This is a genomic window from Bacillus sp. 2175 (assembly GCF_057812155.1).
In genome coordinates, this window is record NZ_CM173819.1 from 2,888,663 (window position 1) to 2,903,964 (window position 15,302).

Consider the following 15,302-nt stretch of genomic DNA (forward strand, 5'->3'; position numbering starts at 1 on the left):
TTCTCAACTCCAAATTTCATTTTTTAATGTATCACCAATTATTTTAATTCCCCGAACTATTTCTTCTTCTTTCAAGCGCGAAAACCCTAATCGGAAAGTGTTCGCTCCTTCTCCATCAGAGTAAAAAACATCTCCAGGTGAAAACGTAACGCCTTTCTCATAACACTTTTGTAAAAGTGTGCGGGCATTCATATGCTCTTCTAGTTCTATAAATAAATGAAGTCCACCATCTCCAGTCATTCTTTTGAAATGAATGTACTGGTTACATGCCCCGACAGCTAACTCATATTTTTTCTTATAAACAGATCTTGCCTTTTTTAAATATTTCTCAAAATATCCCTCATGTAAATATTGAAACAGAACAGCTTGATCTAGCGTAGATGTGTGAATCGTTCTTGCTCTTTTTACGCTTTCTAAATAATGAATCAGCTCTTTATCTGCAATAATCCAGCCTACACGTAAACCAGGGAAAAGTACCTTTGAAAAGCTACTAATATAAATGACATTATTGCCAGCTCCCGCAAAAGTTAATAATGGAGCTAAATGTGAACCTGAATAACGTAATTCTTCATTAAATCCGTCCTCTATAATAGGAACGTTGTATTTTGAGAATAACCTCATCAATTCCGTTCTTTTCTCTGAACTCGTAACAATACCGGTTGGATTATGATAAGAAGGAATTAAATAAGCAAAATCAAAATCTTTTTCACGCAAGCTTTTTTCAACTTTATTCGTATCAATACCATCCTCATTCATATCAATCCCATGAACTTCAAGTCCATGTAAACGGAACAGCTTTAGTGCAGCGTGGTGAGTTGGATTCTCACAAATGACACGACCAGATTTTTTTGATAAAGAAGAGAGTACAATATCCAATCCTTCTGTAAATCCATTTGTAATTAGAATATCTTTATTCGAAATGTCTACACCTTTCATTTCCATGTAATGAAGTAAATAATTCATTAACGGTCTATATCCCTTTGCATATCCGTAGTTCAATACGATGTCTCCTTCAATGGACATACGAGTAAGAAAAGCTCTTTTGAAATTTTCAACATCAAATAGCTTCTCATCCGGGGCTATACTATTAAAGACAATCATTCCCTTTTCCCAACGAACACCATGTTTCATTAAATCTAATTCATCCGCTAATGCGGTCACTGTATTAAGTTTATTTTTCCAATCTATTTCAACAGACGAAGTGTTAGATATATCCACCTTCGCAACAAAGTTCCCTTTTCCTTTAACTGCATAAATGAGTCCTTCTTGTTCTAAATCTGCATAAGCAGCGAGTACAGTGTTTCTACTCACACTTAGTAATTCACTTAGTTCCCTTGTTGATGGGATTTTTTGATCCCCGAGCAAATGCCCTTTCATAATCATCTTCTTCAAATAATCTTTCAATTGAATATAAACGGGACGATCTTTAACAACTTTAAAATCCTTAAACAATTCCTTACCCCCTGCAATCATTTTTTCATATTTATTTCATTCTCAAAAGGTCCACGACATATGTATTTTTTATAAAGGGCGGTACGGTCTTACAAATCTTTTCGATATAAGTTAATCACATCTTTTAAAGCTGCAGCTGCAGCGCCTCGTGGATTAGAAGCCCCACCAATTGTAGTAACTTGTCCCATCGTATCTGTAAAGAACGTAATTCCTTTTTCGGTCCCATTTACTTTTGCTAACGGATGATCTTTTTCTATTTCGCACGGTTCAACATTTAAATTCACATTGCCACCCTCATCCTTATATGTTGATGCTATTAATTTAATAATTTTATGTTGTTCCTTAGCATTTCTAATTTGCTGTTTTGTAACGTGCTCGATTCCTTTTATATGTATATCAGTAAGTGTTTTCTCTGTTTCCATTAAGCTGTTTGTCAAAAGTAACAATTTACACGCACTATCTGAACCACTTATATCTAATATAGGGTTTGTCTCAGCAATTCCTTTATCTTGTGCTTCTTTCAATGCTTCTTCAAATGTCATATCTTCCTCATACATTTTCGTAAGAATATAATTAGTTGTTCCATTTAATATTCCTTCTATTTTTTCAATACTGCAACCGGCTAAACTAAATTGTCCGATATCTAGGGTCGGTAATGCAGCGGCTGTTGCACCGCTATATCGAATTCGTACATTTGCGCCTCTTGCTGCTTCATTTATTTCTCTCCAGTTTGTAACGAGCGCCCCTTTAGAAATTGCTACTATATCCATCTGTTTCTCAATCGCTTGTTTCATATATTGTTTCCCTGGATTTCCATCTTTAAGATTTGTAACTGTTGATTCTACCAATACAGTACCACTTATGCTAGTTGTTGCACGTTCCTTCGGATGATACTCTAAATATTTTTCAATTGCAGCGGTACCGCCACCATACATCAATAAATGATGAAGTGATAAGCCGTCTTCATTATGTATTGCAATATTTCTCCCTAATACGCCACTTACAACTAATTGAATCCCATATGTTTCATATATATATGAATATTTTTCATTTAATAATTTTATAAACTCTCTGCCTACTGTTCCGTATCCTGATAATACAACTTGAATTTTCATAATATCCCCCCATATTTTTCTACCAAATCCCTCTTTCAATATAATATAAAGCGCTCTCGAATTCCATCGAGAGCGCTTTATTATTACCTATTTCGGTAAACGTGATAGCTTTTCAGCAATTGTTCTATAAAACTCTTGAATGCTAGAAAAACCTAATGAGTCTGAAACACTTAATCCTACCATATCGAGATGATCCCAATTCGCTTTCGTTTCGATATGATTCCATTTTCCAATCTGTAATGACCCATTATTATTTACAGCAACATTAGAAGATGGTGCAATCATAGAATTCGTATTTACTACACCATCATTTTGCCACCAAGAAGTATCAACTAACGGACGGTTTTCTTCATATCTCGCATAAGAACCTAAGAAAAATGCATTCCCCATCAACAATTTATTCATCGTAATATGCGGTAAATGTAAACCTGTTATAGGTGCTGCTTGTGATGCATGTCCACTATAGGATAAATAATACACATCTGGTTGCGTCTTTACCCAATTATTTAACTCCTTTGCACCATCTGTACTTAAATCCCATTGACTTATATCTTTTGTATTTTTCCAAAGTGAACTATTTAGAATACGATTACTATATTGGAAAAAGGACTCTCCAGCATTTTTCTTTATACCCCATTGATCCAATTTAAAATCATATAATGATAAATTATTGTTTCCTCCAAAGCTTGCAGCTGTAATGAGTAAATCTTTAACGAACGGCAGTAGAAGACTACCATCCGCAAGTGTTGTACCGTTGTGAGGGGTTGCTAATGTTGTAACACTATGAACATATGATTTTCCGCCTTCAAATAGTGGTGATATTTTGATGTCTGGGTGATTTTTCACATAATTCTTTTCTTCAAAACTACCTTCTTTTAATAGCTGTACTAATGTTCTAATCGTTTGTCCACCCATGCTATGTCCAACTAAATGAACTTTATTTGTTTCACTCCAATTCGGCGCAAAACCACTATAAGTTCTGCCAAAACGATTATGTCCATGTTTCTCAGCATGTACGGCACCATAGTCTACTGTCCCACCGCTAATTTGTGCATACAATTCACATGCACGATCCCAGTTACTAGAAACAGGTCCAACAGCTGCGGTATGTACCGTATAACCATTGCGTTTCAAATCTTCCTGTATATCATGAACACCACCCCAATATTTTACGCCAAGCATTTCTTCTCTACCCCATCCAGCAAATCCATTCACCAATATGATTGGATAATTATTTTGTTGCCTCTCTTCAGCGTATGATATTTTCGCTGCGAATGAACATACGGTCACTAATGCGAAAAAACATATTTTTAAAAATAACTTCCCCATACTTTCTCCCCCTAATAAAACGTTTACATTTTTCTTTTTTAAAAAAATTAACAGAATACTTTAACAACTTAAACATAATGTAAAGTATTTTATATACGTTGTATATATAGAAAACATATACAAATGTTGATAAATATTAATTCAAGTAAATATTTACTTTTTACAATACAACTTGTAAATCTGTTTATTTGAATTTATAATTAGATATAGTTGCCTCATGTTAAAAAGATTTAAAAACCATAAGAAAACTAATCTCATTGCTTGAAAAGGAGGAAAAAGCATGCAAATCGGATCAAATATTCATACATTATCTCAACCTACTAAAATAACTTCATCTACTCTTGAGCATAATACTATCTCTTCTACTAAACTTGAAAGTAAGAAAATAAATGATCCTATCAAGTTTGATATTCGTTCATCTGAAAAAGAAATGAAACAGCCTGAGCATAAATTTAATGAATTAGATTTATGGAAGATGTTAAAGGATAAAGGTGTTCCTTTATGGATTATACTTGAAATGCTACAAAAGGCTCGTAAAGAAAAAGAAGCACAAAATAATTCAGTTCAAAATTCAAATGCGATTGAAGAAACGAGTGAGACTCGATTAAATGAAGTAATGTAAAGCATAATAATTGATTTGTCTATAAACTAAAAAGAGTTCGAAGCTGATGAAATTTTTATCAACTTCGAACTCTTTTTTAAGGTTTTTCGCCAATCGTTACAAAGTGAAAAGATACTTCTCCTTCCAAACCTTTAATTAACTTTTTTACTTTGACATTTTCATTAACCAATGTATTATCTGTCGACATTTTAGGTTTTTCGTCACCTAGTGATTTTTTCAAATGAAGAAGATGCATTTTCATTTCATTTGCCTTTATTTCTTTATAAACACTATTTTTTGCTACAATCATATACCATTCCGTTGAATATTTACGATTGTTACCTATCCAAGCATCACTATCGTATGTAACAGGAATCTCTTCCTCTCCTATTTTAATACTTTTCATAGTCTTATTGTCTTCACTTGTAAATAATAGCGCCCCTTCTTTGGGGAATTTCGGTAACGTATCTATAATATAATTGGAGCCATTATCTTGTTTTCGAAAAAGTTTTTCTTTAATCAATGCTTGTGCTGTAGATTCATTTAAAATTAAGACATTTCCATTTCCAACTTCCCCTTTTTTCACAGAAAACACTTCATTTTCTTCCGTAATTTCCTGATAACGATTAATAATTGGTGAAATATTATTTTCATCTCCAATAATTAATACACCGTTTGCAGGAAATGGATTTTCCTTTTTAGAACATGCACTAAAACTTATTAATAATAGTATCGTTAACATAAAAATAGTTAAAGTTCTTTTCATCTCGTTTCCTTTCATCATACAGTTCATTTTTCTACATACTTTATTGTAGTCTTACAAGCTAATAAATTCTATTGCTCCATAACCTTATAAAGCTTTTGCAGATAACGCCAACGGGTTATAAAGAAATATAAAACTTGTATACATATAAATGAAATTAAAATAACGATAGAGCTATTTATGATAGAAAAATCGACTAATTGCTGTAATGCTATATAAGCGACTACAGTATGAATCACTGCAACGACAATTGGTAAAAAGAACATTAATAATAACTGTCTCGTTACAACTTTTTTTAACTCACCTTTACTTAATCCCATTTTCGAAATCATTTTATATTGCTGCTGATCGCGATCCAAATCTGTATATAATCGGAAATAAATAAAACTAGCAGCGAATGTAAAGAAGACGATTCCGACTAAAATACTTACCATAAGTAATAAACCATTCTTTTGCTTTGCTTCCAACAAGTTTAATGTTAAAGCTTCAAAGTAGAAATCTCTGTCCCTAAGATCTTTATCGAATATACTCTTTAATTGATTGGAAATCTCTTTCGTTTTTATCCAATCATCTACAACAAATCCGTAAGTACGATATGGAATTTCTTTATTAACTGGGTCACTAGTAAGAGGCATTCCATCATATACCTGATCTTGAACAGCGATATAAATAGTTCTAGAATCGTGTGGTAAAACTAAATTTTCTACAGCTTTTTTCACATGAAATGTCTTTGTCCAGTCACCTTGAATGACTTCTATATTCTTTTTATACTCGCCATTTTTAAATTCTTGTTTTTGTGATACGACTCCAGGAATTAATAAAATTTCATCTTCTTTTTCAATTTTTTCTTGTTGATAGCCTAGTGCTTTAGCAAGATCGTTGTATTCACTTAACTTCATTACATTTACGCCATTTTCTGTGTATATATATGAAGATGAAGCCATTCGATACGGAATATTAGCATCAGAAAGGTGCTTTTTTATAATAGAAAGATTTTTATTCAATACTTTGTCATTTTCAAGACTTCCATACAAAAATGTATAGGGATTTGTCATCCTTACTAAATCCCTATTTCCAATTGCGGCTGTTGTACCAATTGCTGTAAATGCAACTGCTGAAACAATAGATACTATAAAAAACATCGTTGCATTATCTTTCATACGGTAAATTAATTCAGAAAATGTTAATATATTTGTTCTCTTTAAAAAGAAAGATTCTCTCCTTTTAGCAAGGCGCAATATATACACGCTACACTGTGTATATAAAAAGTACGTTCCTATAATTACTAGGAGCACACCTATTCCAAGCGTAATAAAATTGGTACTTGGTATGAAGCGAAATACTGAAAAATATCCATACCCTATACTAATTAAAGAAAGTAGCGATAATAAAACTGAAGATTTCGGTTCAGGTTTTGGCTTTTCCTCTGCTCGAATAAGTTCCACAAGTTCCGTTACTTTTATCATTTTAAATGTAAATAATGAAACAATTAAAAACAAGAAAAGAAATGTGATAACAGTTAATAATACAGCCCGCACTGGTATATAAAAAGGTAAACCATTATTAATCATTAATACACTTGCACTTATCAATAAGACTAGTTTAGAAAATATGAGTCCAATGAAAATCCCTATACAAATTGAACCAAGTCCAATCAACATATTTTCAATTAATAATAATTTCTTAAGCTGTCTCATTGACATACCTTGCATCATTAAAATGCCAAATTCTTTCTTACGCGTTTTTAAAAACGAACTAACTGAATATAAAATGAAGAAAAATGAAAATACAAAAATCAATCCTTGCGAAACTGAAAATCCCAATGTACCAAATGCACTTATTGTTGCACTTGTCGATTTCAACTCACCTTGTAAATCAGGATGAAATAATAAAAGAGCATACGTAAAGAAAATCATAATAGAAAATGCACTACTTAAAAAATGGGCAGCATATGTACGCTTATTGCGAAAAATATTATTAAATGCGAACTGACGAAAAGTCATGCCTTTTCCCTCCTAACAAAGAAAGGACATCCATAATCTTTTGATAAAAAGTTTGCCTACTTTCACCACAATAAATTTCGTTATATAGTTGACCATCTTTAATAAAGATTACTCGGCTGCAAAAGCTCGCTGCATACGGATCATGTGTAACTAACATCATCGTTGCTTTTTCTTCTTTATTTAGAGTATCCAGCATCTCCATTACATCATTTGAAGATTTAGAGTCCAAGTTCCCTGTTGGTTCATCTGCAAGTAATAATTGCGGCTTATGAACAATTGCACGAGCGATTGCTGTTCTTTGAGCTTGTCCCCCTGATATTTCAAACGTTCTTTTATTCAATATATCTGTAATATTTAACTTCTCTGCAATCTCTTCCAATCGCTTGTTCATTTCTTGCACGGAAACACCATCTAAAGTCATCGGCAATACGATGTTTTCTTTTACAGTAAGTGTGCTAAGAAGATTAAATGATTGAAAAACAAATCCTAATTGTTTTCTGCGGAATAACGCTAATTCTTCTGATGATAATTGAAAAGGATTTGTGCCATTAATAAATATTTCTCCCGATGATGGAGAATCAATAGTAGATACCATATTCAATAACGTTGTTTTTCCGCTACCTGATGGACCCATAATTCCTACAAATTCACCTTCTTGAATTGATAAATCAATATCTACTAATGCTTTATAAGGTACTTTCCCTTTATATACTTTACTAATACTTTTTGCATGTAAAATTTCCATGTATATTCTCCCTTCATTTCCACTGCTCACTATAAAGTGTAAATGAATTGTCTTACAGCTCATATTGATTCATCTTTCATTTACCTTACACGCTTGTAAGATTTCTAAAAAAAATGACAACATAATTATTTCAAACTAAAATTAACGCATAACTATCTTATAATAATTGTATAGTAGTAGGAAATATAATGTATAATAAATCTTTATTATATAAATGAGAAAAGACCGATTGCTATCGGTCTTTTACTACCAAACGTTATATTTTTATCCACTCAGATTTTCTCAATATATAATGATTATATATTTGATTTTCTATCCTCTGTTGGCTCTTATAAATAAACCCGCATTTTTCAATAACTTTATTTGATGCTACATTGTTAATTAAAGCAATTGCGTTAAGGACATTTAAATTTGTTTCTTTAAACAAATAGTCAATTAAACCTTTAGTCGCTTTTGTAGCATAGCCATGATTTTGATATTCATTTGAGATAGCATACATTATCTCTCTGTTTGGTGAAGGGAGTTCTTCTTTCATACCTGTGCAGCACCATCCAATGAGTTCATTTGTAGCTTTCTTAAATATTCCTAGCTTTAACATATGATTATCTATGTTATTCGTAGTTTTCACTGCATCAAGAAATGCTTTGTTTGCTGGTATTTCATAATCTGCAATCCAATCCACCCTTTGTTCTTTCGTTGATTTCCAGTCTGGTAAAAATTTTGCTATTTCCGGTTGATTTGCTATTTTATAAATACTCTCTGCATCTTTGACCGTAAACTCTTGCAAGTATATATCTCCACAATCTATTTTAAATAACTTAGTGAATCTCTCTTCTCCCATGTTAATCCCCCTTATTTACGTTATAGCTCCTTAATCTGCTTCGTAAGTTCCATAAACCGTTCATCCAGTGCTTTATATTCTTTGTCTTTAGAAGTTAAAAAGCTTAATTTTCCTAATACTTCTTGTCTCTCTGTTTCTAACGTTAAACGTAGCTCTTCAATATCATCTCTTGTTTTAGTAGGTTCTTCTAGCTGCTTTTGTATCGTATTGTTTGAAAACACGAGTTTTGTGTTAGTTGTTTTCTCCAGAAAATATCGATCGTGAGATACAATTACTAATGTTCCGTTATACTCAGCTAATGTATTTTCAAGTTGTTCACGTGAAGGTAGATCCAAGTGATTCGTCGGTTCGTCTAAAATGAGTACATCTTTTTCATCTAAAATATAAGCCATTAGCTTACACTTTACTCTTTCTCCCATACTCATATGCTCAATCGGCTCTTTCCATTGAGACGCTTGGAATCCTAAATGTTTCATTAAATTTTGGACTTTTCCTCTTTCTTCAAACGTCTCTTTAAAAAATAAATTTTCTGGTGTTTTATCAAGCGGTAAATCAAAAACTTCTTGTGTTAAATAGCCGATGTTTGCTGAAGGTGAAATCCATATTTCTCCTTCAGCAGTTTCCGTTCCCATAATCATCTTCAGTAATGTTGTTTTCCCACTACCGTTTGGTCCAACAATCGCAACTTTCTCACCGTGCTGAATTGTAAAATTAACGTTTTCAAATAATACTTTCCCATGAAAGTCTTTTTTTAATTGCTTTACTTCTAAAAAGCGTTTTCCTACTTTTTTGTTCGCTTGAATAGAAAACTCAACTGAATACTCTTCTTTCACACGTTCTACTTTCGTTTTCTCCAGCTCTTTTTCAAGTCGTTTTCGTTTTGACTTCACTTGTGCATCCATTCGCTTCGCTTTTACACGATAGAATTCTTTCACACCTTCTTGTTTTGTAGACTGCGCGTGTGCCTTTTGTGACCATGAACTCAATTCTTTTATATGTGTTTCTACTTGTTCTATCTTTTTTTGTTGTTTTTCATATTCACGCTGCTGCGACTTTCTTTTTTGCTCACGTGCTTTCATGTAGCTCGTATAATTACCACTATGCTCAATTAATTTTTTGTCCTCAATTGACCATATTTTTGTTGCGACAACATCTAAAAAATATCGATCATGCGATACAACGATAACTGTACCTTTCATGTTTTTTATTTGTTTAATGAGAAATCCCGTACTGATCTCATCTAAATGATTTGTCGGTTCGTCTAATATTAAGACATTAGGATTTTCAGCAAATCCTTTTGCTAATCGAATTTTCAGCTTTTCACCACCACTTAAAGTATGAAAATCGTTCGTTGGCACGCCCCATTTCGCAAGAAGTTCTGCTTCTTTTGCAATTACATCATTACTAATAAAAGATTCTATTTCTTGCTCAACATATGCGGTTGTCATATTCATTTGCTGCCATTCAACAATCCCTTTTGAAGGCTCAATCTTTCCATTTATTAATTGAAGTAACGTTGATTTACCAGCACCGTTTTTACCAATTAATCCGATAACATCCCCTTGTTTTACTGTCACATTCATTTTCTCTAACAACATATTTTCTTTTATTTCAACATAAACATCATTTAATGTTAATAGTTCTTTCATAATACCGATCCCTTTCATTAAGGGAGAATAAAAAAATCCTCCCAAATAAATTTGGCAGGATTAGTCGTTAAAATATTTACACCCAAATAAGCTATTACATAACATAAATAGCAATACCGTTCTATGGAAATTGGGCAGACTAATCCTATTTTTTAGAAATTGAAATTTATTGAATTTCAACATTTAAAAATAAGATTAGTTAATCATCGTCCACCCATCATTCCTTTCTGTCATTAATAACCATATTGTACCATGATAATACTGTATGCGTAAATATTATTATTTGTACTTCAAAAGCAATTATTTTTCTTCAAGTTTATTTTTACAATTTCATGTGCTCATATCTTTAATTTTTACTAATTTGTATCATTTATTCATATGAAAACTTTTTAAAAAATACAAAACAAGGCTAAAAAACTTATCTCCAACGTTCTTTAGCCTTGATCACTTTTTACACATTAAAAAACATTACTCGTACTACCGTACCTTTATCAACTTCTGAATGGATTGCTACACTATGTCCTAATTGCTTCGTAATTTCATATACGAGATATAGCCCCATTCCTGTTGATTCTTTAAAATCTCTACCGTTTTCTCCTGTAAAGAAAGGTTTGAAGACTCTTGGTAAATCTTGCTTCGGTATACCTACGCCATTATCAGCAATTTCAAGTATAACGGTATTACCTTCCTTACAAGCTTTCACTTTAATCTTTTCTCTACTACCTGATGAATATTTAATCGCATTCGATAGTATTTGCCCAATTAAAAATTGTAACCATTTCGCATCACTTTCTACAGTAATGTCCTTATCAATTTCAAGCTCTGGATATACAAAATTCCGGATAAAGAACCGTTTATGCTCATGTACCGAATCATTCACTATTTTATGTAGTTGTACTCTTTCTACATAAAAATCTTGTGTAAATGCTTCTAAACGTGCGACATACAGAGCCATTTCTAATCCCTTTTTTAATCGATCAGTTTCCTCATTTATACTTTCAAAACGTGAATCTACTTCATCCTGTGTAATTAATTCTATTACAGATAAAGGTGTTTTCATTTGATGAATCCACTGATTCATAAAGGTTAAATGGTCATTATTTTTTCTCTCTTGCATTTGCAGCTGATTTTGATAATGTCGATATTGCACCTCAAGTAGTTCTTGAAGAGCAGCCGATACAGCTGCAAAATCAGATTTTTGAACAGATTCATGTTAGTGATAGGTAAGGATTTGAAGTTATCTCTACCTTTTCCCCCACTCCACACCGTACGTGAGACTTTCACCTCATACGGCGCTCCATCTAATTTGTTTATTGTTTAATTTTTTCTAAATTACAAGCTCTTCGATATTGGTTTATTCGTTTAACTTGTTCCACAGTCAACGAGTGTTTTTGAAAGTAGGATTCAATCGTTTGTTTATTTGTCATGTGAATTAATCTATGAATTTCTTTATGAATGATTCTAAGATTTTCATACTCATCTGTTCCGCCTAATCCCTTCGGAATATAGTGGTGGCAATGTAGCTCACTTGCTGGTAAAAATTCTTTAAGTATCTCACATTTTCCATTCAACATAGAATACCTTGCCATTCGATTATCCAAGTACTCTATACTTTCATTAGGGATATTTGCAGTTAGTAGTTTCTTAATTTCGCCTAATACCAATTTATTTAACTCAATATGTTTGGCAATCTTTCGGCCTTTTTGATTGTAAGGTGTTTGGGTTTGCGTGTAATTCCATATAGTTGCTGTTTGTATATCCGCTAGTGGAAATAAGTAAATACCACATACTTTAAATGTTCGATAATTATTTTTAAAGAATTTTGTAAACACCGGAGGTGCATTGATTGGAACTTCATATTTCCCGACACTTTTTAATCGATTGAATATTACTAATGATAGGTTAAATGCAAGCTGTTTCATTTCAATATTTACATGTGTAACATACCTAAAATAGTTACGCAGTCCAAGTACATAGGCATTATATAATTGCACATTTTTCCGAGTTGATGACAACTGAATAGCTTTTATTCGCTTTTTGATCTCAAGTTTGATTTGCTTCTTTTTCTTATTTGATATCCTAGAGTTACAAACCCATTTGTTTCTTTTGGGTACTACATATAATAAATATCCTAAGAACTCAGATTTGTTTTTTCTAAGGTTGATTATTCTGGATTTTTCTGGTGAAATGTCCAACTTTAATCGTTCCTTGAGATACATTTTTGTCGCGAAAAACCATTTTTGTGCCGTTCGGAAATCCTTTGCCATAATTTTAAAATCATCTGCATAACGAACAATAAATCCTTGTTTCAATTTGGTACCTTTCATTGCTCGCTTTTGATTTGCATTATTTGTATATGGATATGATGTTTCAAAATAGTGCCATTGGCTTGCTATCCATTGGTCTAAATCATTTAAAACTATATTGGATAGTAATGGCGAGAGTATTCCACCTTGTGGTGTTCCCTTTTTTGGAATTCCAAATCCCTTAATTGGTGCTTTTAGAATTAAATAGATAAGTTTTAACACTCGCTTATCTTTAATACCCATATTCCACAATTGTTTTAGAAGTAATGTGTGATTAACATTGTCAAAGAATCCTTTTATATCTATATCTACCGCGTAATGAAAAGTATTTCTGCTTATCAAAAACATTACTCTAGAAATGGCATGTTTTGTTCCTCTCATCGGACGAAATCCATAACTATGTTCGTAAAATTTCGCCTCGCAAATCGGCTCCAAAATTTGCCTAATCATTTGTTGAATTAACCGATCAAACATTGTTGGAATTCCTAAAGGTCTTTTATCTCCATTGGACTTAGGAATAAAAACTCTCTTTACTGCTTTTGGTTTGTATATCTCTAGTTGTTTACAAACCAATGATAAGAATTCCTTTTTATACATTGGTTTATAATTATCTATCGTGAACAAATCCGTGCCAGCGGTTTTGGACCCCTTGTTAGATTTTATTGTTCGGTATGCTAAAAGAATATTGTTCTCCGAAGTAATCAATTCATATAGACCATGGAATGATTTATTTCCTTGACTTTCTTCATATAACCTATCAAATGTTTCTTGCATATTGTAATATTCCCAATATCTCATTGTTGTGCTCAACTGTGGAAACCTCCTAGGTTTTTGCCCACATTCCTACCTGACCATTGAGCTTCATTTTCTTAAAATTAAACATAAAACAAACTAGACTTGGGGCCATCCCTCCACGTTCATTAGACGCTTCAACGGTACTGTGCCCCTACCTTCACAAAAATAAAGGAATTTCGGCTAATTACCTTATATCCACCTGCCCAGTAGTAGCTGTTTTCATTTAGCAGTTTTTTGCTTCCCACGTTCCAATATATCTAGCTATTCATGATAACCGTAGGTGTTTGCTATAAGCCTGTAGAGTTTATAAGCTCATCGTTGCTTATCCCGATTTCCTACCGTCAGATTCGTACTTCTCGGTACCCTACCACACTCTTGTGTGCTATACCTTTCGGTATAGTGCAATTTTAGACCCGTACCTTCGCAAATTCGTCAGACCCATAAGGGACATTCTCACCATAGTTATCTTTTCAGCCATCCGACCTATCCTACACCATATGATTAAAAATCACTTAGGCTCGTTCAGCCGACTTCACCTAGCTTCATACACAATCTGTCTACTAACAAATCATGCATGTAGGAGTATTAATGGAGTTGTTTCAATTCAACATGACGATTTTCATTCCAACTCTCGATATATTAGTTATTGTTGCTTAAGATAAATTTCAGCAACACTCTCACTTCACGTCTAAACGCTTATAGAGAAACGTGTCGCGCCCAAAGATTGCATCGGGTTTGCTAAGCGCTCATAAAAAGAACGATGTGTAAAATAACGAAACACTAAATAACTTCCCATAAAGAAAGCCCCTAGAAACATTGCATATAACGCCGTTGTAATATGATTATGCCCATCAAACCAATATACGAGAAATATAGCTAGTAGTTGAATTATAGTAAAGCAAATAAGTGGTATATGATCACGTATAAACAACCTTATCATTTTTCTATACCAGTATCCCAAGTAATATGCAATCTATATCCAACACTACGAATCGTTTCAATCGCACCTTCTATATGTAACGTTTGTAACTTTTTACGCACACGTGTTGTATTTACACTTAATGTATTATCATCAACATAAGATTCACTATCCCATAATTTATTAAGTAACACTTCTCTACTCACAACACGCGGATAATTTTTCATTAATGTCTCTAATAAAATAGCTTCGTTTCTCGTTATATCAATCTCTTCATTTCTAAGTTTCAATACAAGTCTTTCAGGATATAAACAAAGGCCTTGTTGCTCAATCATTCGCTCTTCTAGTTTCGGTGCATAATCTCCATATGCACGTCTTAAATGACTACGAATTTTCGCCACTACAACTTCATAATGAAAAGGCTTCGGAATAAAATCATCGCCACCATTTTCTAACGCCATAACTTGATCCATCGTGCCTTCACGGGCCGAAATGAATAGTATCGGACATGTAGAAACTCCGCGAATTTGACGACACCAAAAGTACCCATCAAAACTCGGTAAATTAATATCTAATAAAACTAACTCTGGTTGTTCTTCTAAAAAAATGTTTAATACATTTTGAAAGTCCGATACAATAACTCCTTGATAACCATATTTCCCAACATGTGTCGATAATAGTTCTGCAATTTTCATATCGTCTTCTACAATCATAATTTTGACCATTATTGAACTCCTTTTTAATCCACAATCTCAAATATACTTATATAAAATAAATACTACCT

At 32.8% G+C, this 15,302-nt stretch carries 11 protein-coding genes and 2 pseudogenes; 1 reads left to right on the forward strand and 12 read right to left on the reverse strand.

Features of this window, described 5'->3' with window-relative positions; all coding sequences use genetic code 11:
- Nucleotides 1-3 precede the first annotated feature (3 nt).
- From pdxR to ACXKY9_RS15080, 3 genes are all read right to left on the reverse strand, one after another.
- Nucleotides 4-1,452, reverse strand: a complete 1,449-nt coding sequence (gene pdxR, locus ACXKY9_RS15070) for a MocR-like pyridoxine biosynthesis transcription factor PdxR (RefSeq protein WP_000471614.1) — start codon at nt 1,450-1,452, stop codon at nt 4-6.
- 89 nt (nt 1,453-1,541) lie between these two features.
- On the reverse strand, nt 1,542-2,567 hold the full coding sequence (locus ACXKY9_RS15075) for a homoserine dehydrogenase (protein ID WP_000701762.1): 1,026 nt from the start codon (nt 2,565-2,567) through the stop codon (nt 1,542-1,544).
- An 87-nt stretch (nt 2,568-2,654) separates the two neighbouring features.
- Entirely contained in the window at nt 2,655-3,896 is a 1,242-nt protein-coding gene (locus tag ACXKY9_RS15080; protein ID WP_000517064.1) for an esterase/lipase family protein, read from the reverse strand.
- A 280-nt stretch (nt 3,897-4,176) separates the two neighbouring features.
- Between ACXKY9_RS15080 and ACXKY9_RS15085 the strand changes: the two genes are divergently transcribed.
- Nucleotides 4,177-4,518, forward strand: a complete 342-nt coding sequence (locus ACXKY9_RS15085; RefSeq protein WP_001165522.1) for a DUF3914 domain-containing protein — start codon at nt 4,177-4,179, stop codon at nt 4,516-4,518.
- Between the two features lie 76 nt (nt 4,519-4,594).
- On the opposite strand, the gene ACXKY9_RS15090 is transcribed toward ACXKY9_RS15085, so the two are convergent.
- From ACXKY9_RS15090 to ACXKY9_RS15130, 9 genes and pseudogenes are all read right to left on the reverse strand, one after another.
- On the reverse strand, nt 4,595-5,281 hold the full coding sequence (locus ACXKY9_RS15090; RefSeq protein WP_000975419.1) for a lipoprotein BA_5634 family protein: 687 nt from the start codon (nt 5,279-5,281) through the stop codon (nt 4,595-4,597).
- A gap of 50 nt (nt 5,282-5,331) precedes the next feature.
- Nucleotides 5,332-7,263, reverse strand: a complete 1,932-nt coding sequence (locus ACXKY9_RS15095) for an ABC transporter permease (RefSeq protein WP_000144153.1) — start codon at nt 7,261-7,263, stop codon at nt 5,332-5,334.
- Nucleotides 7,238-8,008, reverse strand: coding sequence for an ABC transporter ATP-binding protein (locus tag ACXKY9_RS15100; RefSeq protein WP_000404276.1), 771 nt, complete (start codon nt 8,006-8,008; stop codon nt 7,238-7,240). Before ACXKY9_RS15100 ends, ACXKY9_RS15095 begins: the two co-directional genes overlap by 26 nt.
- Before the next feature lie 256 nt (nt 8,009-8,264).
- A complete protein-coding gene (locus ACXKY9_RS15105; protein ID WP_000503527.1) occupies nt 8,265-8,849 on the reverse strand; it encodes a GNAT family N-acetyltransferase in 585 nt (194 codons plus the stop codon).
- A gap of 20 nt (nt 8,850-8,869) precedes the next feature.
- Nucleotides 8,870-10,498 carry a ribosomal protection-like ABC-F family protein gene (gene abc-f / locus ACXKY9_RS15110; protein WP_002101032.1) on the reverse strand — a complete coding sequence of 543 codons (1,629 nt, stop codon included), beginning with the start codon at nt 10,496-10,498 and terminating at the stop codon, nt 8,870-8,872.
- A 451-nt stretch (nt 10,499-10,949) separates the two neighbouring features.
- Nucleotides 10,950-11,708 (reverse strand): annotated as a pseudogene (locus ACXKY9_RS15115) (sensor histidine kinase); the annotation flags it as partial.
- A 100-nt stretch (nt 11,709-11,808) separates the two neighbouring features.
- On the reverse strand, nt 11,809-13,614 hold the full coding sequence (gene ltrA, locus ACXKY9_RS15120; protein WP_000108316.1) for a group II intron reverse transcriptase/maturase: 1,806 nt from the start codon (nt 13,612-13,614) through the stop codon (nt 11,809-11,811).
- Nucleotides 13,615-14,317: 703 nt separating this feature from the next.
- Nucleotides 14,318-14,539: pseudogene (locus ACXKY9_RS15125) on the reverse strand (hypothetical protein); the annotation flags it as partial.
- The gene (locus tag ACXKY9_RS15130) at nt 14,536-15,243 is read right to left on the reverse strand and encodes a response regulator transcription factor (protein WP_000239000.1); all 708 of its coding nucleotides are present in this window, start codon (nt 15,241-15,243) and stop codon (nt 14,536-14,538) included. The pseudogene ACXKY9_RS15125 and the gene ACXKY9_RS15130, both read right to left, overlap by 4 nt.
- Nucleotides 15,244-15,302: the final 59 nt, after the last annotated feature.